The organism is Pseudomonas sp. Z2-11, from assembly GCF_054161305.1.
In genome coordinates this window covers 2,302,516-2,327,585 of sequence record NZ_CP096395.1, presented here as the reverse complement: position 1 = coordinate 2,327,585, position 25,070 = coordinate 2,302,516, and the positions used below count along the sequence as shown (strand labels likewise).

Sequence of the window (25,070 nt, the reverse complement as noted above, 5' to 3'; positions counted from 1 at the left end):
GGCTTAGGTGACTGACACAGCGCTTTCGCGAGCAGGCTCGCTCCCACAGGGGTCTTGCATCGACAACAAAAAGCCCGCCCGGCATCACTGCCGGGCGGGTTGTTTTACCTGTCGGGTTTACTCGGTAGTGAGTACACCACGCCGCACCTGGTCACGCTCGATCGATTCGAACAGTGCCTTGAAGTTGCCCTCGCCGAAGCCATCGTCGCCCTTGCGCTGGATGAACTCGAAGAACACCGGCCCCATCAGGGTTTCCGAGAAGATTTGCAGCAACAGGCGCTTGTCGCCCTGCTCCGAGGCCCCGTCCAGCAGGATGCCCCGCGATTGCAGCTCCGCCACCGGTTCGCCATGGTTCGGCAGGCGGCCTTCGAGCATTTCGTAATAGGTGTCCGGCGGCGCGGTCATGAAGCGCATGCCGATCTTCTTGAGCGAGTCCCAGGTCTTGATCAAGTCGTCGGTCAGGAAGGCCACGTGCTGGATGCCTTCGCCGTTGAACTGCATCAGGAACTCCTCGATCTGCCCGGCGCCCTTGGATGACTCTTCGTTCAGCGGGATGCGGATCATGCCGTCCGGGGCCGTCATGGCCTTGGAAGTCAGGCCGGTGTATTCGCCCTTGATGTCGAAGTAACGAATCTCGCGGAAATTGAACAGCTTCTCGTAGAAGTTGGCCCAGTAGGCCATGCGCCCGCGATAAACGTTGTGGGTCAGGTGGTCGATGATCTTCAGACCGGCGCCCACCGGATTGCGATCGACACCCTCGAGGAAGACGAAGTCGATGTCGTAGATCGAGCTGCCTTCGCCAAAACGGTCAATCAGGTACAGCGGCGCGCCGCCAATGCCTTTGATCGCCGGGAGGTTCAGCTCCATCGGGCCGGTTTCGATGTGGATCGGCTGGGCACCCAGTTCCAGGGCCCGCTTGTAGGCTTTTTGCGAATCCTTGACGCGGAAGGCCATGCCGCAAACCGACGGGCCGTGCTCGGCCGCGAAGTAGGACGCCACACTGTGCGGTTCGTTGTTGAGGATCAGGTTGATCGCGCCCTGGCGGTACAGGTGCACGTCTTTGGAACGGTGGGTGGCCACCTTGGTGAAGCCCATGATCTCGAAGATCGGCTCCAGGGTATTCGGGGTTGGGGATGCAAATTCAATGAATTCGAAGCCCATCAGGCCCATCGGGTTTTCGTATAGATCTGCCATGTCGGCGCCTCATCATACTTATCAATCAACAAAAAACGTTAGTTGCCAGTGATGCTGAGGACGCGGGGCGGCGCGCAGGAAATGCCGCGGACACTGCGGGCGAGGAAGTCGCCATAGATCAGTTGAAACCCAAGTATCTTCATTGTCGACCCAAGGCTATTGCGGGCGAGGCTTCTGCTGCCAGAAGACCTTATTCTTATATGCGTAACCCGATTCTACACAGCGTAACCGGATTTGTCCGCCTCAGGTATCAAATCGTCTTTTTTGCCGAGCGTGCAAGCGGTTTGTTGCACAGGAAGATCCCCGCCAGGATCAACCCGCCACCTACGCACATAAATAAAGTGAGCCGTTCGTCGAGCAGCATCGCGCCCAGCAGTACCGCCGTCAGCGGGTTGAGCGCAATGAAGACGCCGGAACGCGTCGCACCAATCCGGCGGATGCCCTGATACCAGGCGATATAGGCCAGGGCCGAACCCAGCACGCCGAGGTACAGCAGGCTCAACCATTGCCTGAGGTCCAGCCCGCGCAATGCCTCGAAGCGGATCTCACCGCCGGCTGCGCACGCCAGCCACAACATCAGCGTGCCGAGCAGGATTGACCAGGTCACGGTCTGCAAAGGACCCAGGCTCTCATTCAGGCTTTTGGAAAACAGCGAATAGATGCCCCACCCCAGCACACAGCCTAAAATCAGCAGATCCCCGCGCCAAGCGTGTTCCGTCGCCTGCAACAGCGACGGTTCGCGGCTGATGATGACCAGCCCCGCCCCACCGATGCACAGCACGATACCGGCGACTTTAAAGCGGCCCAACCGTTCCTTGAACAAGCACCAGGAGGCCAAGCCGATCACTGCCGGGTTCAACGCGACGATCAACGAGGCGCGCGACGCGTTGATGTATTGCAAACCATGGAAGAAACACAGGTTGTAGAAAAAGATCCCGAAGAACCCCAGCGCGGCCAGTTGCAGGCCCTGCTTCAAGCTGGGCCTGGCCAGGGGGATACCGGCGACGCCGAGAAACAGCAACAGCGCGATGCTCGCCAGGAGAAAACGCAAGCTGGCGGCGAACATCGGCGTCAGGGCATCGGCAAGGATCCTGCCGCCAACAAAAGTGCCGCCCCAGATCATCGTGACCATCGCAAGCTTGAGGTAGACCGGCAGGTCCGAGGGTGTCGAGGCAGTTTGTTCCAGGGCTTTCATGGTCCACCACATAGGCGATTGATCAATGTCCCGCGTGTCGCTGGGATAGCGTATTGTTCTGCTCATGGAACATCATCGTAAAATGAGCGTTTACTCATGACCCTCACCCAACTCGAAATCTTTTCGCTGGTCGCCGAGCTGCAAGGTTTCACCGCGGCCGCAACACGCCTGGGCATCGGCCAGTCAGCGGTGTCCCACGCGATAAAATCCCTGGAACAGGAGTTGGGCGTCGAACTGTTCAGGCGTCATCAATCCCTCGTCGAGCTCAGCGACATCGGCCAGCAATTGTTGCTGCGTGCGCGGGCCATGCTCGGCCTGGCCAACACCCTGCAACAGGAGGCCGCGGATGCCCGCGGCATGCGCCGTGGGACCCTGCGCATCGGCTCGTTCGGGCCGACGTCGTCGATGAAACTGCTGCCCGCCATCCTGCAGCGCTACCGCACCTTGCATCCGGGAATCGAAGTGCACATCGATGAAGGGCCGGACCGGCAAGTGCTGCAATGGCTGGATGAACGACGGATCGACGTCGGTTTCGTGGTCCTGCCCGAGGAACGCTTCGATACGTTCGCCTTGATGGAAGACCAGATGGTCGCCCTGCTGCCCTCCGATCATCCCCTCGCCGAGCGCGCCTGCGTGGAGCTCAAGGCGCTGTGCAACGACCCCTTCATACTCACCGAGGCCGGCTCCTCGGAAGTGGTCCGGCGGCTGTTCAGCGCCGCCCGGCTCACGCCGAATATCCGCTATCGCTGTTCGCAACTGCTCAGCACGCTGGATGTGGTCAGCCGGGGTGAAGCCGTGACCGTGGTTTCCGAGGGTTCGCTGCCGGCCGCGGAAAATCCCGGGTTTGTCGTACGTCCCTTGTCGCCGCGCGTTCCGCGCCAGATCGGCCTCGCGGTGCTGGACAGCCGCCAGGCCTCGCCCGCGACGCTGGCGTTTATCGAAGTGGCCCGGCAACCATAAGCCACCTGGAGGCTGGCGGGCGCGCAACCGCCTGGCCGTCTATCATCGACGCAGTTTCCCGCCCAGGCTCAACAAGGTCGTACCGATGCCATTGTCCACCACACAGATACGCAAGCGGTCCCGTCGCAACCTGATCACCCTGCTCTGCGGGGTACTGCCGGTGCTCTCGGGGGTGGGCATTCTCTACATCCAGGCCGAACGGACATTGCAACAGCAGGCCCGCCAGACCGCGGGAGAGCTGGTCCGGCAAGTCGAGCTGATGCTCGACAATACCGCGCTGGCGGCGCGCGCACTGCTGCCCCTGGCCGGTCAACCTTGCGAAGCGGTAAAACTGGCCCTGCGTGACCAGGTGACCCGCCGGCCCTTCGTCCGTTCGACCAACCTGATATGGGACGACACGCTGTACTGCAGCTCGCTGTTCGGCGAATTCGAGGAGCCGGTCAACCCGCACAATTACCACCAGGGCACTCTGTGGCTGATGGACGGCAACCCGGTCACGCCCGACACGGCATTGCTGATCTACCGGCTCAACGAGGGCCGACAAGGGGCACTGGCGACACTGGACGGTTACCACCTGGCCAATGTCCTGCGCCTGATTGGCGGCGAGACGCGTTTGTTGCTGCAAGTAGGACCGAGCTGGCTGGCGGCGGACGGCAAGGTCCGGCAAACCCCGCCGCCTGCCCAGAAGGTAGCTCGCAACGAGTTGGCCTCGTCACGCTACGCCTTCAGCGTCGAAGCCGGCTTCGATGAAGGGGAAACCTGGCGCTACATGACGCGGGAATATCCGCCGCTGTTCAGCCTGCTGATTGTCTTCGGCGCCATCGCGGCGCTGCTCGCGCATTGGACACAGAAACGCGCCTCCTCCCCCAGCCATGAACTGCTGCGCGCCCTCGAGGCCGGGGAGTTTGTGCCGTATCTGCAACCGGTGGTGCGCGGCGATGACAAGCGTTGGGCCGGGGTTGAGGTGCTGATGCGCTGGAACCACCCCAAGGAAGGCCTGGTGCGTCCGGACCTGTTTATTCCGCTCGCCGAACACAGCGGGCTGATCGTGCCGATGACCCAGGCACTGATGCAGCAGACCAGGCAATTGCTGGCGCCGCTCGCGCCCTTGCTGGAGGCACCGTTTCATGTCGGTATCAATATCACCGCCCGCCACTGCAAGGACCTTGCGCTGCTGGAGGATTGCCGCGAGTTCCTGGCCGCGTTCCCACCGGGTGTCATCACGCTGGTGCTGGAGCTGACCGAGCGCGAGCTGATCGAACCGAGCCCGGTGACCCACCAATTGTTCGAGCTGCTGCACGATCTGGGCGTCAAGATCGCCATCGACGATTTCGGCACCGGCCACTCCAGCTTGGGGTACTTGCAGCAGTTCAACGTCGATTTTCTGAAAATCGATCAAAGCTTTGTCGCGATGATCGGCGCCGATGCGCTGTCACGCCATATCCTGGACAGCATCATCGAGTTGTCGGGAAAACTGCAGTTGGAGATCGTCGCAGAGGGCGTCGAAACCGTTGAGCAAAGCGATTACCTGACGGCTCACAACGTCAACTTTCTACAAGGCTATCTGTTTGGCCGGCCTATTAGTGGCCAACAGTTCAGTGCTGCGCTGATCGCCGCTAAAAGCCCGCCCACGACACCGTTCGATTGACCGATACACACCACGCGCGCTGGAACAATTGTTCCTGTTACATAACGAAAAAGTTACGATTTACACTTTCTGAATTAACTACTACAATTTTTTTGCCTGTGCCAGAGAGCAGGAAGTCATTATCATCGAGTCGCTACAAAGCGCTTGGCTTAATGCTTTGTTGGCGGTTTGTATCAGCCAGACATTTTGATTGGAGTAACGATATTGTCCAGACTCGCTGAATTCCGTGCAGCCGAAAGGGCCCTTCAGGAGCAGCTCAAACAGCTGGAATCTCTGAAGAATGACGCTGGGCTGAAAAAAGAGATCGAATTTGAAGAAAAGCTCCTGGGGCTGATGAAAACCTACGGCAAGAGCTTGCGCGACATCGTCGCCATTCTTGATCCGAAGCCGTCCAAGGCCGGCCCGCAGGCGGTCAAGCCAACCAAGACCCGCCGCGCCCGCGTGGTCAAGGTGTACCAGAACCCGCACTCCGGCGAGCTGATCGAAACCAAGGGCGGCAACCACCGCGGCTTGAAAGCGTGGAAGGAACAATACGGGGCTCAAACCGTTGATTCCTGGTTGCGTGGTTGACCATCGGCATATCGAGAAGCCCTGACTGGTTCAGGGCTTTTTTGTGCCGGACAACTTCAGTATCAAGCCTTGAGTATTAGACGCATTAGAATTTCAGGCTATTTCTTACAGACTGAACTTCCTCCTGGCTTTCAACAAATACCTGGGCCTGGCCGGCGTAGGACAGCACATACGCCCTGCCCTCTTTTAGCGCAGCAACAAGTGTTTGAGACAACACGTGTCTGCCGTTCTGCGTGATCGTGCAAGTGGTTTCCAGAGCTGCAGTCCCGCCTAACAGGGAAGAATGAATCTTATTGCAGACGCTTTGATAACCGCCCTGGAAAAAATCCTTCTGAACGGATTTTCGCATCTCCAGCAACACACCTTGCAAGTTGACCTGATGATCGGGTTCGACCGGCGTGGTTGTCAGTTCCATCACCATCACCGCATTACCCGCGGAATCGTTCTTGGTCGCGCGTTCACGACTGATCGACTGCGCACTCGCCGGTGTGGACGCTGGCGCGGGGAGCGACTCGACTACCCAGCCCGATGGCCACGCAACCTGCGGTTCGAGCGCAAGGGCACCGCTACTCGCAATGCCGGCTGACAAGAGAATGAACAGCGTAAGACAAGGTCGAATCATTGCGTTGCACTCAAGGATGAATCGTAAAGTCTGAAGCCCGCCGCAGCACCAGGCAATAGCCACACGCGGTTTGGCGATGGCGCGTGCCTTGCGTATCATGGACGCACCTGCAAGGAAGCCATCTGACGCAAGCCCAGGAACCGTCGCAGCCCGGTTGCGACGCCGTTTGCCCCACTTATTTTCCGGAGGGCCCATGAGCCTGCACGAACTCGACACTTTCCCAGGCGTTACTGCCCAGCCCGACGCCGCCACGGCCAGATTCGTCTTCAACCACACCATGCTGCGGGTCAAGGACATCACCAAGTCCCTCGATTTCTACACCCGTGTACTGGGTTTCTCGCTGGTGGAAAAACGCGATTTTCCCGAAGCCGAATTCAGCCTTTACTTTCTCGCACTGGTCGACAAGAGCCAGATCCCGGCAGACGCCGCGGCGCGTACCGAGTGGATGAAGTCGATCCCCGGCATCCTCGAACTGACGCATAACCATGGCACCGAAAACGATCCGGCGTTTGCCTACCACAACGGCAACAGCGACCCGCGCGGCTTCGGCCACATCTGCATCTCGGTGCCGGACGTCGTTGCCGCCTGCGAGCGCTTCGAAGCGCTGGGCTGCGACTTCCAGAAGCGCCTGAGCGATGGCCGCATGAAGAGCCTGGCGTTCATCAAGGACCCGGATGGCTACTGGGTCGAGATCATTCAGCCTGCGCCGCTGTAGACCTCACGGCCTTCCCCTTATGGTGGAGCCCTTGTGGGAGCGAGCCTGCTCGCGAAGGCGGCGGATCAGTTGACAATGACGTAGCTGACACACCGCTTCGCGAGCAGGCTCGCTCCCACAGGGTTATGCGTAATGCAAAAAAAACCCCATGAGCCGTGGCCCATGGGGTTTTGTTTTTCCAGCGGCTGGCGTCAGGCCGGGGCGGACGTACGGATCAGGTGATCGAAGGCGCTCAACGAAGCCTTGGCACCCTCGCCCACGGCGATCACGATCTGCTTGTACGGCACGGTGGTCACGTCACCGGCGGCGAACACACCCGGGATCGAGGTTTCACCGCGCGCATCGACGATGATCTCGCCACGCGGCGACAGCTCGACGGTGCCCTTGAGCCAATCGGTGTTTGGCAACAGGCCGATCTGCACGAAGATGCCTTCCAGCGTCACGTCGCGTACTTCACCGCTTGGACGGTCCTTGTAGCGCAAACCGTTGACCTTCTGGCCGTCGCCCGTCACTTCGGTGGTCTGGGCGTTGGTGATCACCGTCACGTTCGGCAGGCTGTGCAGTTTGCGCTGCAACACCGCGTCGGCACGCAATTGCACGTCGAACTCCAGCAAGGTGACATGAGCCACGATACCCGCGAGGTCGATGGCCGCTTCGACACCGGAGTTGCCGCCGCCGATCACCGCTACGCGCTTGCCTTTGAACAGCGGACCATCACAATGCGGGCAGTACGCCACGCCCTTGTTGCGGTATTGCTGCTCGCCCGGCACGTTCATTTCACGCCAGCGGGCACCGGTCGCCAGGATCACGGTCTTGGCCTTGAGACTCGCACCGCTGGCGAACTTGATCTCATGCAGCCCGCCGTCTTTGCCAGCGACCAAAGCGTCGGCACGTTGCAGGTTCATGATGTCGACGTCGTACTGCTTGACGTGCTCTTCCAGGGCGACGGCCAGTTTCGGGCCTTCGGTTTCCTGGACCGAGATGAAGTTCTCGATCGCCATGGTGTCGAGCACCTGGCCGCCGAAACGCTCGGCCGCGACGCCGGTGCGGATGCCTTTACGGGCGGCGTAGATCGCTGCCGAAGCACCGGCCGGGCCACCGCCGACCACCAGTACATCAAAAGCATCCTTGGCGCTGATCTTCTCGGCCTGACGCTCGATGCCGCTGGTGTCGATCTTGGCGAGGATTTCTTCCAGGCCCATGCGACCCTGGCCGAAGTTGACGCCGTTCAGGTAGATGCTCGGCACCGCCATGATCTGGTGTTCGTCGACTTCGGCCTGGAACAGCGCGCCGTCGATGGCGACGTGACGGATGTTCGGGTTCAGCACCGCCATCAGGTTCAACGCCTGGACCACGTCCGGGCAGTTCTGGCATGACAGCGAGAAATACGTCTCGAAGTTGAACTCGCCCTTGAGCGAGCGGATCTGTTCGATCACTTCGACACTGGCCTTCGAAGGGTGGCCGCCGACTTGCAGCAGGGCCAGCACCAGCGAAGTGAATTCGTGCCCCATGGGAATGCCGGCGAAGCGCAGGCTGATATCGGCTCCCGGGCGATTCAACGAGAACGATGGCTTGCGCGCATCAGTACCGTTGTCGAGCAAGGTAATCTGGTTGGAAAGACTGGCAACGTCTTTGAGTAATGCAAGCATTTCCTGGGATTTCGCACCGTCGTCGAGGGATGCAACGATCTCGATCGGCTGGGTGACCCGTTCCAGGTATGACTTCAACTGAGCTTTAAGATTGGCGTCCAACATACGGGCGATTTCCATGTTTGAATTTCAGAAAAAACAACGCCCGAGCGAATCTCGCCCGGGCGTTTTTTGGGGCGAAGCGGCTTACTTGGCTAAGAGCGAATCGCCCTCGGATAACGCACTGGTTTAGATCTTGCCGACCAGGTCCAGGGACGGAGCCAGAGTGGCCTCGCCTTCTTTCCACTTGGCTGGGCAGACTTCGCCTGGGTGGGCAGCAACGTACTGAGCAGCCTTGATCTTGCGCAGCAGCTCGGAAGCGTCACGGCCTACACCGCCGTCGTTGATTTCAACGATCTTGATCTGGCCTTCCGGGTTGATCACGAAAGTACCGCGATCCGCCAGACCGGCTTCTTCGATCAGCACGTCGAAGTTGCGGGAGATGGCCAGGGTCGGGTCGCCGATCATGGTGTACTGGATCTTGCCGATGGCTGGCGAGGTGTTGTGCCAGGCAGCGTGGGCGAAGTGAGTGTCGGTCGACACGCTGTAGATCTCGACGCCCAGCTTCTGGAACTCGGCGTAGTTGTCGGCCAGGTCTTCCAGTTCGGTTGGGCAAACGAAGGTGAAGTCAGCCGGGTAGAAGAACACGACAGACCACTTGCCTTTCAGGTCGGCGTCCGAGACTTCGACGAATGCGCCGTTTTTGAAAGCGGTAGCTTTGAACGGTTTAACTTGGCTGTTGATGATAGGCATCGTTGACTCTCCGTCAGGGGTTGAGAAGTTGATGAAGTGAATCTTAGCCACTCATGCCGCCGCTGGCTCATTGGCAAAGCTCATGCGAATGATTGGTTTTGGCTATCAGGAATCTATATAGATAGAAGAAATCTGTGGACCTGCCACAGGCGACCCTTTGTTGATCGTGGCAGTTGCCAAACAGTTCACAAGGCTGGACCGATGGATCACAGCCTTGGTTCGCAGGCGCCAATCAGGCGGTTGGCGTGCGCATGGTGACGAATTCTTCGGCGGCGGTTGGGTGCACGCCAATGGTCTCGTCGAAGTCGCGCTTGGTGGCCCCGGCCTTGAGGGCGATCGCCAGGCCCTGGACAATTTCCCCGGCGTCCGGCCCGACCATGTGGCAACCCAGCACCTTGTCGGAGCTGGCGTCGACCACCAGCTTCATCAGCGTGCGCTCCTGGCACTCGGTGAGAGTCAGCTTCATCGGCCGGAAACGGCTTTCGAAAATCTGCACCTCATGGCCCTCCTCCCGGGCCTGCTCTTCAGTCAGGCCAACGGTGCCGATGTTTGGCAGGCTGAACACGGCTGTGGGAATCATCCGGTAATCCACCAGACGGTATTGCTCGGGCTTGAACAGGCGCCGCGCCACTGCCATGCCTTCGGCCAGTGCGACGGGGGTCAACTGCACGCGACCGATCACGTCGCCAATCGCCAGGATCGACGGCTCGGCGGTCTCGTACTTTTCGTTGACCTGCACAAAACCCTTGTCGTCCAGCGTGACGCCAGTGTTCTCCAGGCCGAGGTTGTCCAGCATCGGGCGGCGGCCAGTGGCGTAGAACACGCAATCGGTGACCAGGGTGCGACCGTCCTTGAGCGTCACCTTCAGGCTGCCGTCGGCTTCCTTGTCGATGCGCTGGATGTCGGCCTTGAATTGCAGGTCGAGGCCACGGCGTTGCAGCTCTTCGGCCAGGTGTTTGCGCACCGCGCCGTCGAAACCGCGCAAGAACAGGTCGCCGCGATACAGCAAGGAGGTCTGCGCGCCCATGCCATGGAAAATCCCGGCGAACTCCACCGCGATATAGCCACCACCAACCACCAGCATGCGCTTGGGCAGCGATTTGAGAAAAAACGCCTCGTTGGAACTGATGGCGTGCTCGCGCCCCGGAATGTCCGGGATCACCGGCCAGCCGCCCGTGGCGATCATGATGTGCTGTGCGGTGTGGCGCTGGCCGTTGATTTCCACTTCGTGAGGGCCGGTAATCTTCGCGTGACCTTCATGCAGCGTGACACCGCTGTTGACCAGCAGGTTGCGATAGATGCCGTTGAGGCGATTGATCTCGCGATCCTTGTTGGCGATCAGCGTGGCCCAGTCGAAACTCGCCTCGCCCGCTGTCCAGCCATAGGCCGACGCTTGCTCGAAGTCCTCGGCGTAATGCGCGCCGTAGACCAGCAGTTTTTTCGGCACGCAGCCGACATTCACGCAGGTGCCGCCCAGGTAGCGGCTTTCCGCCACGGCCACCTTGGCTCCAAAACCGGCGGCAAACCGTGCGGCTCGAACACCGCCGGAACCGGCGCCAATCACATACAGGTCAAAATCGTAGGCCATCATTCATCTCCTTCGGCAGGCCGTCAGCATACCTGCTGTTCCTGCATGGAGCAGCCCGATCGGGCAGCGATGGAAATGATTATGGGGGCGCAAGCGCAAAAGCCAACCGGCATTTCGCAGGTTGCCTTTGTGGCGAGGGAGCTTGCTCCCGCTCGGCTGCGAAGCAGTCGCAATTCAACGAGGATTCAGCGTCTGGAGCGGCAGGCAAAAAAACGCCCCGAACCAGTCGGGGCGTTTTTTCAAGGCACGGTGCAGGCTATCAGTAAGCCTTGCCGGTCTTGTAGAAGTTCTCGAAGCAGAAGTTGGTCGCGTCGATGTAACCTTCGGCGCCACCGCAGTCGAAACGCTTGCCCTTGAACTTGTAGGCCATCACGCAGCCGTTCTGGGCTTGTTTCATCAGCGCGTCGGTGATCTGGATTTCACCGCCCTTGCCTGGCTCGGTCTGTTCGATCAGGTCGAAGATGTCCGGAGTCAGGATGTAGCGGCCGATGATCGCCAGGTTCGACGGTGCGTCTTCAGGCTTTGGCTTCTCGACCATGCTGTGAACCCGGTAGATGTCTTCGCGGATCATCTCGCCGGCGATCACACCGTACTTGTTGGTTTCCTGCGGATCCACTTCCTGGATCGCCACGATGGAGCAGCGGAACTGCTTGTACAGCTTGACCATCTGGGTCAGTACGCCGTCGCCTTCGAGGTTGACGCACAAGTCGTCCGCCAGCACCACGGCGAACGGTTCGTCACCGATCAGCGGGCGACCGGTCAGGATCGCGTGGCCCAGGCCTTTCATTTCGGTCTGGCGGGTATAGGAGAACGAGCACTCGTCCAGCAGCTTGCGGATGCCGACCAGGTATTTTTCCTTGTCGGTGCCCTTGATCTGGTTTTCCAGCTCGTAGCTGATGTCGAAATGGTCTTCCAGGGCGCGCTTGCCACGGCCGGTGACGATGGAAATTTCCGTCAGGCCTGCGTCAAGGGCTTCTTCGACACCGTACTGGATCAGTGGCTTGTTCACCACCGGCAGCATTTCTTTGGGCATGGCTTTAGTCGCTGGCAGGAAGCGAGTACCGTAACCGGCTGCTGGGAACAAGCATTTCTTGATCATATAAGTCCTTGAAAAGGCGGTATGTACGAGTTTCGGCGCAGTCTAATCAGGCCGCAGGCACCTTACAATGCCCACGCTGGCCAACCGATGCCATCATAGAGAAATAAACCGGCGGATAGTTCAATCGCCTTTCGCTTCGATGGTTCCAGCGGTCTCACTGTACGCCCATGGGCGCTGTTTGCGAGCTTTTGACGTATCATGGCCGCCTTGATCACGCCAACGAGGCAATTAGATGTCGGCAACTCCAAACGCAAACGGTTACTCGGTCAGCCAGGACAAGGACGGCCAGTGGTGGATTACCAATTACCACGGTGAACAGGTCGCCGGCCCCTTGCCCAGCAAGGCCATGGCGGTGGAAGTCGCTGCGGTATTCCAGGATGAACGCTCTGCCCCGGCGCCCCGGGAGCGCGAAAAGGCTCCGGCACGCAATACTCGCCGCAAGAAATAGTCGGGCCATCCCGCCATTGCCTTGATGGGAACTGTGGTTTAGCTGTACCGGAATGGCCATTCGCTATAATCTCGCGCCATTCCTCCCCCCTCTCTCGATGACGATCCCATGAAAACACTTCTGGCGCTGTTTACAGTCCTGGCCCTGGCGGGCTGTGCCTCGGCGGAAAAAACCTACCTGGCCAACGGTGAACAAGGCCTGGCCATCGACTGCTCGGGCGAAGCCAATTCCTGGGCGACCTGCTACGAAAAAGCCGATGCGTCCTGCGCCGGCACGGGTTATCGCATCGTCGGCACCGACGGCACACCACAAGCCAAGGAAAGCGAAAAGACCCTGGGGGTCGACGTGGGCAACTTCAGCAGTCGCAGTGTCGTCGTGGTGTGCAAATAAAAGTGGGCAAATAAAACTAGATGTGAATCTCGGCGAACTTGATCCCCAGGCCCCGCAAGGTCTCGATCAGGTCGTCGAGCCGGGAGAACGATTCAACTTCGTCCTGGTCGTCCACCAGAAAAAAACTGCGCCCGGCGCTTTTCTTGAAGAACACGATCCACTCGCCCGGGCTCCCAGGGTTCTGGATCACATGGGTGGCGCAGATCAGGCCTTCTGCATGGCGCTCGCGCACCTGTTCGCGTTTCATTGACCGGGGCTCCATAAATGACAATGCCGCCAACGGCGACCGTGGCGGCATTCTTGTATCGAGGGTGGCAGTTTAACCGATGCCTGGCGATCCGTCAGGCCGAGACCACGCTCAACCGGAAATGCAGGCGTTGGCCGCGTCCTGTACATCCCCTGGGCGCACGGGCACGTTGGACATGCTTTCATGCAGCTTGATGCTGCTGCCGCTGGAGCGCTCGTCGATGTCGAACACCGCCGCCGGCAGCGCCGACAGCTTGCCGGGAACGATCACCCGAACGCCGTTTTTATGCGGCTCCATTTGCAGCGGGCCACGGCTCTCGAGCAGCTTGTCGGCAACACACCGGGCGTATTCATGGGGCTTCTTTCCGGAGATGACGCTCATGGTGGGCGGTGTCTGGTTGATGTCCGATACCGACGCACATCCACTCAGGGCCAAGGCCAATACCCACACGCTGCGCTTCATACGATTCCTCCGATAAAGACCCTCCGACAGCATAAACACTGCTTTTCTCCCCTGCGCTGCGCTTTTTTACCCAGTGGCCGGTAATAAATCAGCCCAGCCTGGGACAGGGGTCGGATATTAACCCGTGGTGCTGATAAACTGCGCGCCATTATTTGCTTCATCTTCTGTCCTGACCCGGCAAGAAATGCCCTTCTGGAGGCACCCTTGAAATTCATCCACCAGCGCGAGCACCTCAACGAGGACGATATCGTCGTTATCGAATGCTCCCAAATGTGCAACATCCGTTTGATGAACGACGCCAATTTCCGCAGCTTCAAGAACGGTGGCCGGCACACGTACCATGGCGGCGCGTTCGACACGTTCCCGGCCAGGATCACCGCACCGAGCACAGGCTTCTGGAACATCACCATCGACACCGTCAACCGTCGCGCCATCAGCGTTACCCGCAAGCCGACCCTGACCCACAAGATCAAGATCATCCGACGCTCCAGCTCGAAACTGAGCTAAGCAGCGTCCCAGACCAAGACAGGAATAACCGTGGCCCAGACGACCAAATACGTCATCAAGTACAAGCTAAACGGCGAACGCCGCTTCGAGTTCGCGCAGTTGCAAAATGGCACCGAGGAAGAAGCCCTGGCAGAGCTGAAGAAGTTGCATGGCGAGAGCGATGATGTGATCAGCGACCTCAAGGTCAGCAAGGCACTCTGAACGGCGGGACAAAATGCCTTTCGTGGCGAGGGAGCTTGCTCCCGCTCGGCTGCGCAGCAGTCGTAAAACGCATTGACGCGGTACATCATAATGGCCTCATCTGCCTGATTGGGGCGGCTGCGCCACCCAGCGGGAGCAAGCTCCCTCGCCACAGAAAGCTGATCACACCGCAAGAATCGGGGTGCGGGCAACGCAGTAGTGCTCAGACTGGGCAGTCCTCCCATTAGGATTGCAATCATGCCCTCTAAGTCCTCCCTGCCCCGCCCCATCGCCGACCTCGACTGGCCTGCCCTGGAACAAAACCTCGACCAGGACGGCTGCGCGATCATTCGCAAGCTGCTGCCGGCAGCGCTGTGCCTGCAGCTGCGAGGCTTGTACAGCGACCCGGGGCTGTTTCGTTCCCGCGTGGTGATGGCCCGTCATGGATTCGGACGGGGCGAGTACCAGTACTTTGCTTATCCGCTGCCCAAGGTTATCCAACAATTACGTCAATCGCTGTATTCGCGGCTGGTGCCGCTGGCCAACCGCTGGAACGATTGCATGGGCCTGCCAGTGCGCTATCCCGAGCAGCACGCCGACTTCATCCGGCGCTGCCACACCGCAGGCCAACAACGCCCTACGCCGCTGCTGCTGCAATATGGCCCGCAGGACTACAATTGCCTGCATCAGGACCTGTACGGCGAGCACGTATTCCCGTTGCAGGTGGCGATCCTGCTGGCGGAGCCGGGCGAGGACTTTACCGGCGGCGAGTTTGTCCTCACCGAACAGCGCCCGCGCATGCAGTCACGACCACAGGTCATCGATCTGAAACAGGGCGACGCCGTGGTGTTCGCCGTACACCAGCGACCCGTCAAAGGCGTTCGCGGTTATTATCGAGTGAACCTGCGCCATGGCGTCAGCCGCTTGCACAGCGGCCGCCGGCATACACTTGGGATCATTTTTCATGATGCGCAATGACCACACGCCCATCACCCTGGATCTGTTCGCCGATCAACCGCCCACCACGCCCGGCGAGGTCGAACAGATCGGCCAGCAATCCTTCGTATTACGCGGGTTTGCCCTGCCCTGGCTCGACCGCGTGCTGCCGGCGCTGGAAAGCGTCTTGCAGGCGGCGCCATTCCGGCAGATGGTCACGCCCGGCGGCTTTACCATGTCGGTGGCCTTGACCAGTTGCGGCGCGCTCGGCTGGACCACCGACCGCAGCGGCTATCGCTACACGGCCCACGATCCGCAGACCGGCCAGCCCTGGCCCGACATGCCACAGCTGTTTCGCGAACTGGCCCGTAACGCCGCCCGGCAGGCGGGGTTCGAACACTTCGAGCCCGATGCCTGCCTGATCAACCGCTACGTGCCCGGCGCCCGAATGTCGCTGCACCAGGACAAGAACGAACGCTCCCTGACGGCCCCCGTCGTCTCGCTCTCCCTGGGCCTGCCGGCGATGTTCCAGTTCGGCGGGTTCGAGCGCAGCGACAAAAGCCAGCGCATTGCGCTGTTCCACGGCGACATCGTGGTCTGGGGCGGTGTGGATCGCTTGCGTTTCCACGGCGTGCTGCCACTCAAGCCGGGAGAGCATCCGACGCTGGGTGCCCAGCGGATCAATCTGACGTTCCGCATGGCCGGATAACAGCGCAGAATTCAACCGCAAGACCCGGAGTGTCGCCACCTGGACGGCTCGCTACTGTAGACAAAACGGGCCAATGGAATAACGACCATGAGCAGCACTTCAAACACTCTCGCCTCTGAACAGGACCCACGCTGGGCCGCCGTGCTCGCCCGGGATCCGCGTGCCGACGGGCAATTTGTCTATGGCGTGAAAACCACCGGTATCTACTGCCACCCCAGCAGCCTGTCGCGCCTGCCCAACCCGCGTAACGTCGAATTCTTCGACACGCCGGAACAGGCCCAGGCGGCCGGCTATCGCCCCAGCAAACGCGTGGCCAGGGACCAGACCCAGATCGCCGCGCAACAGGCCGCCCGGGTCGCGGCCGCCTGCCGGCAGATCGAGGCCGCCGAGGAACTGCCAGGCCTGAATGAACTGGCGCTGAGCGCGGGTTTGAGCCCCTTTCATTTCCATCGCGTTTTCAAATCTGTCACCGGCCTGACGCCCAGGGCCTACGCCGCCGCCCACCGCTCGCGCAAAATGCGCGAACGCCTGGCCGAAGCCGGGACGGTGACCGAGGCGCTGTATGACGCCGGTTTCAATTCCAACAGCCGCTTCTATGAAGCTGCCGACAAAGTCCTCGGCATGAAACCGGCCGACTACCGCGCCGCCGGGCAGAACACCGACATTCGCTTCGCCGTCGGCCAGTGCTCCCTGGGGGCGATCCTGGTGGCGCAAAGCGACCGTGGCGTGTGCGCGATTCTGCTGGGGGACGATCCGGACGCACTGGTACGCGACCTGCAGGACAAATTCCGCCGCGCCAACCTCATCGGCGCCGACCGGGAATTCGAGCAGTTGATTGCCCAGGTCGTGGGGTTCATCGAAGTACCGGCCCTGGGCCTCGACTTGCCGCTGGACCTGCGCGGCACGGCCTTTCAGGAACGGGTCTGGCAAGCCCTGCGGGAGATTCCGCCGGGCAGCACCGCCAGCTACGCCGAGATCGCCCAGCGCATCGGCCTGCCCAAAGCCGTCCGCGCCGTGGCCCAGGCCTGCGGCGCCAACAGCCTCGCCGTGGCGATCCCCTGCCACCGGGTGGTGCGCAGCGACGGCAACCTCTCGGGCTATCGCTGGGGCGTCGAGCGCAAGCGTCAGCTGCTGGCGCTGGAACGCTCGTCGGCAGACTGAACGCCGATATAGATCGCCACCGAGTCGGGCGCGTTGTAGACCTCGAAATCGGTGGTGAACCGGCGCACGGTCTGCGGGTTATCGGCGAAGTACGCCCAGATCAGGCCCCAGGCCTGGATCACGCAATCGGGCATTGGCCCCTTGGCTGAAAACACCAGGTAATCCCCGCCCTCGACGTCCACGGCGGGGTAACCTGCGCTCGTGGCATCGACCTGCACACCGGCCGTCACGTTGAAGTAGCCGGTGGCATCGGACTCGTAATCGGAATACACGCCATAGACGAACGACTCGGACTGCCGGGCCGGAACGTTGTCGAACAGCCCTTCGGTGAAGAACTGCTGCCACATCGGGCCGATCTTTGCCGTGTCGCCTTGCTGCTCGTCGGCATTGCGGGTGCGCACCTGCAAACCGGCGACGGTGAAGGGTTCGACAGTCTTGAGTTTCACGTCCATGGATCGAGCTCCTTGATGGGGGAAGCCCGCATGGTACCCATCCCGTCGCTCGGATCAAACCCGGGCATCGATTGAAAAACTCGACTGGCCCTGGCCGGGCGACACCTGCTAAAAACACGCTTTCCTTCTGCCGTCGGAGACACCCGAACATGAGTCAGTGGCCAGACACCCGCATTCTCGACCTGCTCGGCATCGAGCTGCCCATCATCCAGGGGCCTCTGGCCGGCGTAACCGGTCCGGCCATGGTAGTCGCCACCTGCAATGCCGGCGGGCTGGGCTCGATGCCGGCGGCGATGCTCGACGTGGAGCAACTGCGCCAGGCGTTGACGACCATCAGCGAACAGACCGACAAACCGTTCAACGTGAATTTTTTCTCGCACCAGCCACCGGCGTTCGATGAACAACGGGCCGAGGCCTGGAAACAGCGGCTTAAGCCTTATTACGAAGAACTGGGCGCCGACTTCGAAGCGCCGACGCCGGTGTCCAATCGCACCCCGTTCGATGATGCGGCCTGCCGCGTGCTCGAGGAACTGCGGCCCAAGGTGGTCAGCTTCCACTTCGGCCTGCCGGAAAAATCCTTGCTGGATCGGGTCAAGGCCACCGGCGCGAAAATCCTCTCCTCGGCCACCACCGTCGAAGAAGCCATCTGGCTCGAACAGCACGGCTGCGACGCGATCATCGCCATGGGCTATGAGGCCGGCGGTCATCGCGGGATGTTCCTGAGCGCGGACCTCAACACCCAGGTGGGTCTGTTCGCCCTGCTGCCGCAAGTGGTGGATGCGGTGAAGGTGCCGGTGATCGCCACCGGCGGGATCGGCGACGCGCGCGGGATTGTCGCGGCGTTTGCCCTGGGCGCGTCGGCGGTGCAGTTGGGCAGCGCTTATCTGTTCACGCCGGAAGCCAGGATCACACCTTCCCATCACCGGGCGCTGCGCACGGCCAGGGAAAGCCAGACCGCCGTTACCAACCTGTTCACCGGGCGCCCGGCCCGGGGCATCGTCAACCGGGTGATGCGCGAAGTCGGCCCGATGAGCCCGCTCGCGCCGGCTTTCCCCCTGGCGGGCGGCGCCTTGATGCCGCTGCGGGCGAAAGACGAAGCGGATTTCGCCAACCTCTGGGCCGGCCAGGCCTTTCCCATGGGTCGCGAGCTGCCGAGCGGCGAACTGACCCGGCGCTTGGCCGAAGAGGCGCTGGCGCGGTTCAAGGGCTGACTTGGTCGACTGAGCGTCTGCGGCGCTTTCAAGGACGCTATCGCGAGCAAGCTCGCTCCCACAGGGGATGTGGGTTGAATAACGATCTTGCGACGCCTTGAAAACCTGTGGGAGCGAGCTTGCTCGCGATGAGGCCAGTCGTATCACCGCCAAACCCGACAAAATGCCGCGTTCCGTTTCCCAAGCATTCGCTATATATTCCGCTATATAGCGAACCCATCCCCACGGAACCCTGCCCATGCGCTCGAACCCTTTCGCCCGGCTGCTGCTGGCTACCTGCTTTTGTGTCAGTGCCGCCCAAGCCGACGAGGTGCAGGTAGCCGTCGCTGCCAACTTCACTGCGCCGATACAGGCCATCGCCGCCGATTTCGAAAAAGACACCGGCCACAAGCTGATAGCCGCCTATGGCGCGACCGGGCAGTTTTATACGCAGATCAGGAATGGTGCGCCCTTCGAAGTCTTCCTCGCCGCCGATGACACCACCCCGGCCAGGCTCGAAAGCGAAGGCGCTACCGTCAAGGGCTCGCGCTTCACCTACGCCATCGGCACGTTGGCGCTGTGGTCGGCCAAGGACAACTACGTCGACAACCAGGGCCAGGTCCTGCGCGACAATGCGTTCAAGCACCTGTCCATTGCCAACCCCAAAACCGCGCCGTATGGCCTGGCCGCGACCCAAGTCCTGGAAAAACTTGGGCTGTCCGCGCCGGTCAAGAACAAGCTCGTCGAAGGCCAGAACATCACCCAGGCCTATCAGTTCGTCTCCACCGGCAACGCCGAACTGGGCTTCGTCGCTCTGTCCCAAGTGTACAAGGACGGCAAGCTGGCAAGCGGTTCGGCATGGATCGTCCCGGCCGAGCTGCATGCTCCAATCAAACAGGACGCGGTGATTCTCGCTAAAGGCCGCGATAACCCTGCCGCCCTGGCCTTGATGGAATACCTCAAGGGCCCGCAAGCCGCCGCCATCATCCAGTCCTTCGGTTATCAACGCTGATGCCGCTGACCGGCGCCGATTACGCGGCCATCTGGTTGACGCTGAAACTGGCGTCGCTGACCACGGTGATCCTGCTGCTCATCGGCACACCCATCGCCCTGTGGCTGTCGCGCACCCGATCCTGGCTGCGCGGGCCGGTGGGCGCGGTGGTGGCCCTGCCGCTGGTGTTGCCGCCCACCGTGATCGGCTTTTATCTGTTGCTGGCGCTGGGTCCGAACGGCTGGATCGGCCAGTTCACCCAGGCTCTCGGCCTGGGCACCCTCACCTTCAGCTTTACCGGGTTGGTGATCGGCTCGGTAATCTATTCCATGCCGTTTGTTGTCCAGCCCTTGCAGAACGCGTTTTCCGGCATCGGAAATCGTCCATTGGAAGTCGCCGCCACGCTGCGAGCGGGTCCATGGGACACTTTTTTCCACGTTATCCTGCCCTTGGCCCGACCCGGTTTCATCACCGCGGCGATTCTCGGTTTCGCCCACACGGTCGGTGAATTCGGCGTGGTGCTGATGATCGGCGGCAACATTCCAGAGAAGACCCGGGTGGTGTCGGTGCAGATCTACGACCATGTCGAAGCCCTCGAATATGCCCAGGCCCATTGGCTGGCGGCGGCGATGCTGGGGTTTTCCTTCCTGGTGCTGCTGGCGCTGTACTCCAGCCGCCGCACCCGTGCCGGCTGGAGCTGAGCGATGATCCAGGCAAGATTTCAACTCGACCACGGCGACTTTTTCCTCGACCTGGACGTGCAATTGCCTGGCCGTGGGGTGACGGCGCTGTACGGCGAATCCGGCTCTGGCAAGACCACTTGCCTGCGCTGCATCGCCGGCCTGGAGCGACCCTCACAGGGCTTCATCGAGGTCAATGGCGAAGTCTGGCAAGACAGTGAGCGCGGCGTATTCGTGCCACCTCATCAGCGCGCGCTGGGCTATGTTTTCCAGGAGGCGAGCCTGTTTGACCACCTGTCGGTACGCGACAATCTGGCGTTCGGCCTCAAGCGCGTAGCACCGGCGCAACGGCGCGTGAACATGAACCACGCGACGGAACTGCTCGGCATCGGTCACCTTCTCGACAGGCAACCCCATAACCTCTCCGGCGGCGAACGCCAGCGCGTCGGCATTGCCCGCGCCTTGCTGACCAGCCCGCGACTGCTGCTGATGGACGAGCCACTGGCGGCCCTCGATACGCGGCGCAAAAACGAAATCCTGCCTTACCTGCAACGACTCCACGATGAACTGGACATCCCGGTGCTGTACGTCAGCCATTCCCAGGACGAAGTCGCGCGCCTGGCTGATCACATCGTGCTGCTCGATGCCGGGCGCGCCCTGGCCAGCGGGCCGATCGCCGAAACCCTGGCGCGGCTCGACCTGCCACTGGCCCAGGGCGATGACGCGGGCGTGGTGATCCAGGGCAACGTCAGCGCCCATGACCCGCAATACCAGCTACTTACCCTGACGTTGCCCGACAGCCAGCTCCAGGTGCGTGTCGCCCATCAGCCGATGGCTGTCGGCCGGCCGTTGCGCTTCAAGGTACAGGCGCGGGATGTCAGCCTGAGCCTGGCGAACGATGCACAGACCAGCATTCTCAATCGCCTGCCGGTGACGGTCGTCAGCGAACTAACGGGCGACAACGCGGCTCATGTACTGATCCGGCTGGAGGCCGCTGGCACGCCGTTGCTGGCGCGGATTACCCGGTATTCCCGGGATCAGTTGAAGCTGCATCCGGGGCAGATGTTGTGGGCGCAGATCAAGGCGGTGGCGGTGTTGGCGTAGCACTATCAACACAACCCCTGTGGAGCGAGCCTGCTCGCGAAGGCGGTCGGCCAGTTTCCTTCAGTGTGGAATGGGCCGACGCTTTCGCGAGCAGGCTCGCTCCTACAGGGGCGATTTGGGTGATGTGAGAAACTCGGCACGACCGCAACGGGCGGCGGTCAATCAATTCACAGGCCATTCGAATTCATCGCCAAGGATCAAACATGCCCGACACCCTGCCGCCCGATGCACTCCCGGCTGATCTGCACTACGTCGACGACACCGCCCCGGGCATCACTCGCCGCAAACTGCGGGGCAAGTTCTGTTACTTCGACCCGTCGGGCCAGCGCATTACCGATCCCGCCGAAATCCAGCGGATCAACGCCCTGGCCGTTCCGCCGGCCTACACCGATGTGTGGATCTGCACTGACCCGCGCGGCCACCTCCAGGCCACCGGACGCGACGCCCGAGGACGCAAGCAGTACCGCTACCATTCGCGCTGGCGCGAAGTGCGCGATGCGGACAAGTACTCACGCATGCTCGAATTCGGCCGCACCCTGCCGCGACTGCGCAAACGCCTCGAGGAAATCCTCGCCACGCCCGGTTTCAGCCGCGATAAAGTCCTGGCAACGGTCATCACTTTGCTCGACGTCACGCTGATCCGCGTCGGCAATAGCCAATACGCCCGGGACAACCGTTCCTACGGCCTGACCACGCTTCGCAACAAGCATGTCGCGGTCAACGGCAGCGCCATCGCTTTCCAGTTCCGTGGCAAGAGCGGCGTTGAACACCAGATCACCGTGAAGGACCGACGCCTGGCGCGGATCATCAAGCGTTGCCAGGAAATTCCCGGGCAGAACCTGTTCCAGTACCTGGACGAACACGGCGAGCGCCACGCCGTCACGTCTTCGGACATCAACGCCTACCTCAAGACACTCACCGGCGCCGACTTCACGGCCAAGGACTACCGCACCTGGGCAGGCAGCGCGGCGGCGCTGGACGGACTGCGCACATTGCAGTGGGAAACCGAGACCGAAGCCAAGCGACACGTTGCCGAAATGGTCAGGCAGGTCGCCCGGCAGTTGGGCAATACGCCTGCCGTCTGTCGCAAATGCTACATCCACCCCGCCGTGCTGGAAGGCTTCATGGGCGGCATCCTGAGCGAACTGCCCAAGCCTCGCGTACGCAAAGGACTCAGTGCGCAAGAAGCCGCGCTGACGATGTTTCTGCAACGCATGGCCCAAGCCGTCGAAGCCTGCTAAGCGAAGCGGCCGCTGATTGCCGGACCTGAACAAGCGCGTGACGGAAGTGGAACATCCGACAGCCGGCGGACTCCCAACTGTACAGAGCCGCTGATCCGCAGACTCGTCAACGCGTGAAGTCGAGAGGAGTTTCAGATGTCCGAACACATCGTCCATTTCCATTGCCAGATCGACCAGGGAACCACCGAGCGCTTCCGGGACAATTGCCTGGAAGCCATTGAAAAAGGCGCCGACTCGCTGATGCTCAACCTCTCTACTGTCGGCGGCAGCACCAATTTCGGTTTCACCCTCTATACCTTTATCAAATCCCTTCCGGTGCCCGTGCGCGCGGTGAATGCCGGCAACATCGAGTCGATGGGCATCGTCATGTACCTGGCCGCCAGCGACCGCACCACCACCCCACATTCACGCTTCCTGATACACCCGATGAATTGGTATTTCGGCCAGAAATCGGTGGATCACTCGCGCTTGCGTGAATACCTCTCGAGCCTGGACAACGACGTGGCGCGGTACGTAGAAATCTACGTCAAGGAAACCGCCGGCGCCGCCACGCAACTGGATATCTTCAAATGCCTGTGCGCCGAGGAGCGAGTGATACCGGCGGAAAATTCGCTGGCTTTCGGCATCGCGCACCGGGTGGAACAAGTGGTGTTTGCGCCCGAGGCGAAACACTGGAAAGTCAGCGGTGGCGAGGACTGAATACTCCCTGGATGATGAATAAATACAATTTGCCGCCGCTTGCGTTATTAATTAAATCGATGCTGTACAAGTTCAAGCGAGACGGCTGTATAAGTTACCCAGGCGTTAATTTTTTTGTTGATACCGTTCGTCGCCAGCGAAACGTTTTTTTTAAACTTCCATCCGCAGATTTCTTTCACAGTACTGCGAGGCACGTTTTACTCGCTTAACCAAAATGAGGATTCTCGAAATGGCTAATAGCGGAAACAAAAACCCAGGTAACTTCGCAAACGACCGAGAGAAAGCATCCGAAGCCGGCAAGAAAGGCGGACATGCTTCCGGCGGAAACTTTGCCAACGACCGGGAAAAAGCCTCTGAAGCCGGTAAGAAAGGTGGCGAACGCAGCCATGGCGGCGGCAGAAAATCGTAACCCGGAAAAACCGTTGGGGCGTAGCGTTGCTGCGCCCTGGCGCTTAAACCTGTCGAGGTCATGCATGAGCCAGGACCGATTCATTGTCAGTTTCATTGCCGACGGCCAGCCCGATAATCGGGTGCTGGCGGCTGACACCGAGACCCTGAGCACCGAAGAAGCCGAGGCACTCTTGAGAGTGACCTTCACCGAATTGAAAAGCGTCAGGATCAGCGACGTTCAAGTTCAGAAAAGAACCAAGCCAAACGAAACGGAACATGATGTTCCGGGGCACTTCAAACAGCCGTAATTAATTTATCCCTGCCCCCCGTGGCGAGGGAGCTTGCTCCCGCTGGGCTGCACAGCAGCCCCTGATAATTATCCAATTAAACACAGTGCCTAAGTTGATTGACTAGGGGCTGCTGCGCAACCCAGCGGGAGCAAGCTCCCTCGCCACAAAAGCATATTCGGCAAATTCGCGTTTAATGAGCATGCCCCGTCGGGTCCTTGATCTGCCACACCTGCCCCTTCTGCCAGGCATCCGCACCGGGATCGATTGTCGGCGCTTCGATTGCCGCGCGGGCGCGTTTTTTCTCTTCGCTGGAGATGCCCATCCGGCTGTCGCGCTCACGCACCAACTGCGGGTCGATCTGGCCGTCGGCGGTAAAGCCCATCATCAGTTGCGGAACACCGTAAGGCAGCGGGTTGCCCTGTTCGGTGTGCCAGGTGTGCCAGGTCTTGCCGTAAGTACTGACGAGGTTTTTCATCAAGCGGGTTTCCGCCGCCTCGGGAATCCCTGGCGCGACCAGTTGCCCGGACTTCACCTCATGCACATGGCTGTGCCACAACTGTTTTTCGCCGGCCGGCAAGCCTTCGAACAAGCGCTTGCTGATGATGTACTCCACGCCCATGAGCTTGGCATTGGCGGTGTTGGCATCAAAGATGGCGCACTGGAACACTTCTTCGTTCAGTGCCGTGCAGTAGTGATGCGCTTCCATTTGCCCGGACATCCGCCCGTTATAGAAATGGAAGCCATCCAGGTAGGTGTCCAGCGCTTGCAACGGGGGTTTGTTCTGCATGAGCCCCGCCCCGGCTTCCAGCGTCGCGGTGGTCGGGCTCTTTGCGGCTCCTGGCGCGTCCACCGGCGAATGGCTGTTACCGCCCGCGCAGCCTGCCAACCCCACCGTTGCCACGCAAAGCATGGCCCAGGTTCCTTGAGTGATCTTTCCAGGCATCTCGACTCTCCTTTTCAT

General features: G+C 60.8%; 30 protein-coding genes. 19 read left to right on the top strand and 11 right to left on the bottom strand.

The window, feature by feature from the left end; genetic code table 11:
• Nucleotides 1-117: 117 nt before the first annotated feature.
• Together hppD and M1E16_RS10545 are read right to left on the bottom strand one after the other, a co-directional pair.
• Complete coding sequence (gene hppD, locus M1E16_RS10550) at nt 118-1,194, bottom strand: 4-hydroxyphenylpyruvate dioxygenase (RefSeq protein ID WP_434652623.1); 1,077 nt, start codon at nt 1,192-1,194, stop codon at nt 118-120.
• A 250-nt stretch (nt 1,195-1,444) separates the two neighbouring features.
• Nucleotides 1,445-2,389, bottom strand: coding sequence for a DMT family transporter (locus M1E16_RS10545; RefSeq protein ID WP_458130306.1), 945 nt, complete (start codon nt 2,387-2,389; stop codon nt 1,445-1,447).
• Between the two features lie 96 nt (nt 2,390-2,485).
• Here M1E16_RS10545 and M1E16_RS10540 point away from each other — a divergent pair, with 96 nt between their 5' ends.
• From M1E16_RS10540 to M1E16_RS10530, 3 genes are all read left to right on the top strand, one after another.
• Nucleotides 2,486-3,349, top strand: coding sequence for a LysR family transcriptional regulator (locus tag M1E16_RS10540; RefSeq protein ID WP_458129842.1), 864 nt, complete (start codon nt 2,486-2,488; stop codon nt 3,347-3,349).
• A gap of 85 nt (nt 3,350-3,434) precedes the next feature.
• Complete coding sequence (locus tag M1E16_RS10535; RefSeq protein WP_458129841.1) at nt 3,435-4,997, top strand: EAL domain-containing protein; 1,563 nt, start codon at nt 3,435-3,437, stop codon at nt 4,995-4,997.
• 204 nt (nt 4,998-5,201) lie between these two features.
• On the top strand, nt 5,202-5,567 hold the full coding sequence (locus tag M1E16_RS10530; RefSeq protein WP_434631379.1) for a histone-like nucleoid-structuring protein, MvaT/MvaU family: 366 nt from the start codon (nt 5,202-5,204) through the stop codon (nt 5,565-5,567).
• A gap of 85 nt (nt 5,568-5,652) precedes the next feature.
• Here the strand turns inward: M1E16_RS10530 and M1E16_RS10525 are convergent, their stop codons facing one another.
• Entirely contained in the window at nt 5,653-6,189 is a 537-nt protein-coding gene (locus M1E16_RS10525) for a DUF4946 domain-containing protein (RefSeq protein WP_434631382.1), read from the bottom strand.
• Nucleotides 6,190-6,382: 193 nt separating this feature from the next.
• On the opposite strand from M1E16_RS10525, the gene gloA reads away from it, so the two are divergent.
• The gene (gloA, locus tag M1E16_RS10520; RefSeq protein ID WP_434603941.1) at nt 6,383-6,904 is read left to right on the top strand and encodes a lactoylglutathione lyase; all 522 of its coding nucleotides are present in this window, start codon (nt 6,383-6,385) and stop codon (nt 6,902-6,904) included.
• Nucleotides 6,905-7,095: 191 nt separating this feature from the next.
• Here the strand turns inward: gloA and ahpF are convergent, their stop codons facing one another.
• From ahpF to galU, 4 genes are all read right to left on the bottom strand, one after another.
• Nucleotides 7,096-8,658, bottom strand: coding sequence for an alkyl hydroperoxide reductase subunit F (gene ahpF, locus M1E16_RS10515; protein ID WP_458129840.1), 1,563 nt, complete (start codon nt 8,656-8,658; stop codon nt 7,096-7,098).
• 123 nt (nt 8,659-8,781) lie between these two features.
• Entirely contained in the window at nt 8,782-9,345 is a 564-nt protein-coding gene (gene ahpC / locus M1E16_RS10510; protein WP_011061677.1) for an alkyl hydroperoxide reductase subunit C, read from the bottom strand.
• 232 nt (nt 9,346-9,577) lie between these two features.
• Nucleotides 9,578-10,933: a glutathione-disulfide reductase gene (gorA, locus tag M1E16_RS10505; RefSeq protein WP_434624470.1), complete on the bottom strand. Its 1,356-nt coding sequence runs from the start codon at nt 10,931-10,933 to the stop codon at nt 9,578-9,580.
• 259 nt (nt 10,934-11,192) lie between these two features.
• The gene (galU, locus tag M1E16_RS10500; protein ID WP_039592970.1) at nt 11,193-12,032 is read right to left on the bottom strand and encodes a UTP--glucose-1-phosphate uridylyltransferase GalU; all 840 of its coding nucleotides are present in this window, start codon (nt 12,030-12,032) and stop codon (nt 11,193-11,195) included.
• A 232-nt stretch (nt 12,033-12,264) separates the two neighbouring features.
• On the opposite strand from galU, the gene M1E16_RS10495 reads away from it, so the two are divergent.
• Nucleotides 12,265-12,480: a hypothetical protein gene (locus M1E16_RS10495; protein ID WP_305495356.1), complete on the top strand. Its 216-nt coding sequence runs from the start codon at nt 12,265-12,267 to the stop codon at nt 12,478-12,480.
• A gap of 108 nt (nt 12,481-12,588) precedes the next feature.
• Nucleotides 12,589-12,870, top strand: coding sequence for a hypothetical protein (locus M1E16_RS10490; protein WP_305495358.1), 282 nt, complete (start codon nt 12,589-12,591; stop codon nt 12,868-12,870).
• A 16-nt stretch (nt 12,871-12,886) separates the two neighbouring features.
• Here the strand turns inward: M1E16_RS10490 and M1E16_RS10485 are convergent, their stop codons facing one another.
• A complete protein-coding gene (locus M1E16_RS10485) occupies nt 12,887-13,117 on the bottom strand; it encodes a hypothetical protein (protein ID WP_305495360.1) in 231 nt (76 codons plus the stop codon).
• Between the two features lie 111 nt (nt 13,118-13,228).
• Nucleotides 13,229-13,579, bottom strand: coding sequence for a hypothetical protein (locus tag M1E16_RS10480; protein WP_434568904.1), 351 nt, complete (start codon nt 13,577-13,579; stop codon nt 13,229-13,231).
• Between the two features lie 204 nt (nt 13,580-13,783).
• On the opposite strand from M1E16_RS10480, the gene M1E16_RS10475 reads away from it, so the two are divergent.
• The 5 genes from M1E16_RS10475 (at nt 13,784) to ada (ending at nt 17,072) form a co-directional block, all read left to right on the top strand.
• Nucleotides 13,784-14,086 (top strand): DUF1883 domain-containing protein, encoded by a 303-nt coding sequence (locus M1E16_RS10475; protein WP_003182962.1) that lies wholly within the window; start codon nt 13,784-13,786, stop codon nt 14,084-14,086.
• Nucleotides 14,087-14,116: 30 nt separating this feature from the next.
• Nucleotides 14,117-14,287 carry a hypothetical protein gene (locus M1E16_RS10470; protein ID WP_305495364.1) on the top strand — a complete coding sequence of 57 codons (171 nt, stop codon included), beginning with the start codon at nt 14,117-14,119 and terminating at the stop codon, nt 14,285-14,287.
• 237 nt (nt 14,288-14,524) lie between these two features.
• Nucleotides 14,525-15,244, top strand: a complete 720-nt coding sequence (locus tag M1E16_RS10465; protein ID WP_458129839.1) for a 2OG-Fe(II) oxygenase — start codon at nt 14,525-14,527, stop codon at nt 15,242-15,244.
• Nucleotides 15,231-15,911 carry a DNA oxidative demethylase AlkB gene (gene alkB, locus M1E16_RS10460; RefSeq protein WP_458129838.1) on the top strand — a complete coding sequence of 227 codons (681 nt, stop codon included), beginning with the start codon at nt 15,231-15,233 and terminating at the stop codon, nt 15,909-15,911. The genes M1E16_RS10465 and alkB overlap by 14 nt, the downstream gene beginning before the upstream one ends.
• Nucleotides 15,912-15,998: 87 nt before the next feature.
• Nucleotides 15,999-17,072 (top strand): bifunctional DNA-binding transcriptional regulator/O6-methylguanine-DNA methyltransferase Ada, encoded by a 1,074-nt coding sequence (gene ada / locus M1E16_RS10455; protein ID WP_458129837.1) that lies wholly within the window; start codon nt 15,999-16,001, stop codon nt 17,070-17,072.
• Here ada and M1E16_RS10450 read toward each other — a convergent pair.
• The gene (locus tag M1E16_RS10450) at nt 17,036-17,524 is read right to left on the bottom strand and encodes a GyrI-like domain-containing protein (RefSeq protein WP_458129836.1); all 489 of its coding nucleotides are present in this window, start codon (nt 17,522-17,524) and stop codon (nt 17,036-17,038) included. The two genes, ada and M1E16_RS10450, sit on opposite strands and share 37 nt — an antisense overlap.
• A 149-nt stretch (nt 17,525-17,673) precedes the next feature.
• Here M1E16_RS10450 and M1E16_RS10445 point away from each other — a divergent pair, with 149 nt between their 5' ends.
• From M1E16_RS10445 to M1E16_RS10410, 8 genes are all read left to right on the top strand, one after another.
• Nucleotides 17,674-18,735: an NAD(P)H-dependent flavin oxidoreductase gene (locus M1E16_RS10445; protein ID WP_458129835.1), complete on the top strand. Its 1,062-nt coding sequence runs from the start codon at nt 17,674-17,676 to the stop codon at nt 18,733-18,735.
• A gap of 238 nt (nt 18,736-18,973) precedes the next feature.
• A complete protein-coding gene (modA, locus tag M1E16_RS10440) occupies nt 18,974-19,726 on the top strand; it encodes a molybdate ABC transporter substrate-binding protein (protein ID WP_458129834.1) in 753 nt (250 codons plus the stop codon).
• Complete coding sequence (gene modB / locus M1E16_RS10435) at nt 19,726-20,406, top strand: molybdate ABC transporter permease subunit (RefSeq protein ID WP_434674096.1); 681 nt, start codon at nt 19,726-19,728, stop codon at nt 20,404-20,406. The genes modA and modB overlap by 1 nt, the downstream gene beginning before the upstream one ends.
• A gap of 3 nt (nt 20,407-20,409) precedes the next feature.
• The gene (gene modC, locus M1E16_RS10430) at nt 20,410-21,489 is read left to right on the top strand and encodes a molybdenum ABC transporter ATP-binding protein (RefSeq protein WP_458129833.1); all 1,080 of its coding nucleotides are present in this window, start codon (nt 20,410-20,412) and stop codon (nt 21,487-21,489) included.
• 203 nt (nt 21,490-21,692) lie between these two features.
• Nucleotides 21,693-22,730 carry a DNA topoisomerase IB gene (locus M1E16_RS10425; protein ID WP_458129832.1) on the top strand — a complete coding sequence of 346 codons (1,038 nt, stop codon included), beginning with the start codon at nt 21,693-21,695 and terminating at the stop codon, nt 22,728-22,730.
• Between the two features lie 135 nt (nt 22,731-22,865).
• Nucleotides 22,866-23,429 (top strand): ATP-dependent Clp protease proteolytic subunit, encoded by a 564-nt coding sequence (locus tag M1E16_RS10420; protein WP_039592957.1) that lies wholly within the window; start codon nt 22,866-22,868, stop codon nt 23,427-23,429.
• A 229-nt stretch (nt 23,430-23,658) separates the two neighbouring features.
• Nucleotides 23,659-23,838: a con-10 family general stress protein gene (locus M1E16_RS10415; protein WP_186614672.1), complete on the top strand. Its 180-nt coding sequence runs from the start codon at nt 23,659-23,661 to the stop codon at nt 23,836-23,838.
• Nucleotides 23,816-24,127, top strand: a complete 312-nt coding sequence (locus tag M1E16_RS10410; RefSeq protein ID WP_458129831.1) for a hypothetical protein — start codon at nt 23,816-23,818, stop codon at nt 24,125-24,127. The genes M1E16_RS10415 and M1E16_RS10410 overlap by 23 nt, the downstream gene beginning before the upstream one ends.
• 172 nt (nt 24,128-24,299) lie before the next feature.
• Here the strand turns inward: M1E16_RS10410 and M1E16_RS10405 are convergent, their stop codons facing one another.
• Nucleotides 24,300-25,052: an OBAP family protein gene (locus tag M1E16_RS10405; protein WP_458129830.1), complete on the bottom strand. Its 753-nt coding sequence runs from the start codon at nt 25,050-25,052 to the stop codon at nt 24,300-24,302.
• Nucleotides 25,053-25,070 lie beyond the last annotated feature (18 nt).

Coding starts and splice junctions, on each gene's coding strand:
- modA (WP_458129834.1), top strand. CDS start 18,974: ATGCGCTCGAACCCTTTCGCCCGGCTGCTGCTGGCTACCTGCTTTTGT.
- gloA (WP_434603941.1), top strand. CDS start 6,383: ATGAGCCTGCACGAACTCGACACTTTCCCAGGCGTTACTGCCCAGCCC.
- M1E16_RS10425 (WP_458129832.1), top strand. CDS start 21,693: ATGCCCGACACCCTGCCGCCCGATGCACTCCCGGCTGATCTGCACTAC.
- modB (WP_434674096.1), top strand. CDS start 19,726: ATGCCGCTGACCGGCGCCGATTACGCGGCCATCTGGTTGACGCTGAAA.
- M1E16_RS10410 (WP_458129831.1), top strand. CDS start 23,816: ATGGCGGCGGCAGAAAATCGTAACCCGGAAAAACCGTTGGGGCGTAGC.
- M1E16_RS10540 (WP_458129842.1), top strand. CDS start 2,486: ATGACCCTCACCCAACTCGAAATCTTTTCGCTGGTCGCCGAGCTGCAA.
- M1E16_RS10465 (WP_458129839.1), top strand. CDS start 14,525: ATGCCCTCTAAGTCCTCCCTGCCCCGCCCCATCGCCGACCTCGACTGG.
- M1E16_RS10415 (WP_186614672.1), top strand. CDS start 23,659: ATGGCTAATAGCGGAAACAAAAACCCAGGTAACTTCGCAAACGACCGA.
- M1E16_RS10480 (WP_434568904.1), bottom strand. CDS start 13,579: ATGAAGCGCAGCGTGTGGGTATTGGCCTTGGCCCTGAGTGGATGTGCG.
- M1E16_RS10490 (WP_305495358.1), top strand. CDS start 12,589: ATGAAAACACTTCTGGCGCTGTTTACAGTCCTGGCCCTGGCGGGCTGT.
- M1E16_RS10535 (WP_458129841.1), top strand. CDS start 3,435: ATGCCATTGTCCACCACACAGATACGCAAGCGGTCCCGTCGCAACCTG.
- modC (WP_458129833.1), top strand. CDS start 20,410: ATGATCCAGGCAAGATTTCAACTCGACCACGGCGACTTTTTCCTCGAC.
- galU (WP_039592970.1), bottom strand. CDS start 12,032: ATGATCAAGAAATGCTTGTTCCCAGCAGCCGGTTACGGTACTCGCTTC.
- M1E16_RS10405 (WP_458129830.1), bottom strand. CDS start 25,052: ATGCCTGGAAAGATCACTCAAGGAACCTGGGCCATGCTTTGCGTGGCA.
- M1E16_RS10495 (WP_305495356.1), top strand. CDS start 12,265: ATGTCGGCAACTCCAAACGCAAACGGTTACTCGGTCAGCCAGGACAAG.
- M1E16_RS10450 (WP_458129836.1), bottom strand. CDS start 17,524: ATGGACGTGAAACTCAAGACTGTCGAACCCTTCACCGTCGCCGGTTTG.
- M1E16_RS10525 (WP_434631382.1), bottom strand. CDS start 6,189: ATGATTCGACCTTGTCTTACGCTGTTCATTCTCTTGTCAGCCGGCATT.
- alkB (WP_458129838.1), top strand. CDS start 15,231: ATGATGCGCAATGACCACACGCCCATCACCCTGGATCTGTTCGCCGAT.
- hppD (WP_434652623.1), bottom strand. CDS start 1,194: ATGGCAGATCTATACGAAAACCCGATGGGCCTGATGGGCTTCGAATTC.
- M1E16_RS10485 (WP_305495360.1), bottom strand. CDS start 13,117: ATGAAACGCGAACAGGTGCGCGAGCGCCATGCAGAAGGCCTGATCTGC.
- M1E16_RS10420 (WP_039592957.1), top strand. CDS start 22,866: ATGTCCGAACACATCGTCCATTTCCATTGCCAGATCGACCAGGGAACC.
- ada (WP_458129837.1), top strand. CDS start 15,999: ATGAGCAGCACTTCAAACACTCTCGCCTCTGAACAGGACCCACGCTGG.
- gorA (WP_434624470.1), bottom strand. CDS start 10,933: ATGGCCTACGATTTTGACCTGTATGTGATTGGCGCCGGTTCCGGCGGT.
- ahpC (WP_011061677.1), bottom strand. CDS start 9,345: ATGCCTATCATCAACAGCCAAGTTAAACCGTTCAAAGCTACCGCTTTC.
- M1E16_RS10545 (WP_458130306.1), bottom strand. CDS start 2,389: ATGAAAGCCCTGGAACAAACTGCCTCGACACCCTCGGACCTGCCGGTC.
- ahpF (WP_458129840.1), bottom strand. CDS start 8,658: ATGTTGGACGCCAATCTTAAAGCTCAGTTGAAGTCATACCTGGAACGG.
- M1E16_RS10445 (WP_458129835.1), top strand. CDS start 17,674: ATGAGTCAGTGGCCAGACACCCGCATTCTCGACCTGCTCGGCATCGAG.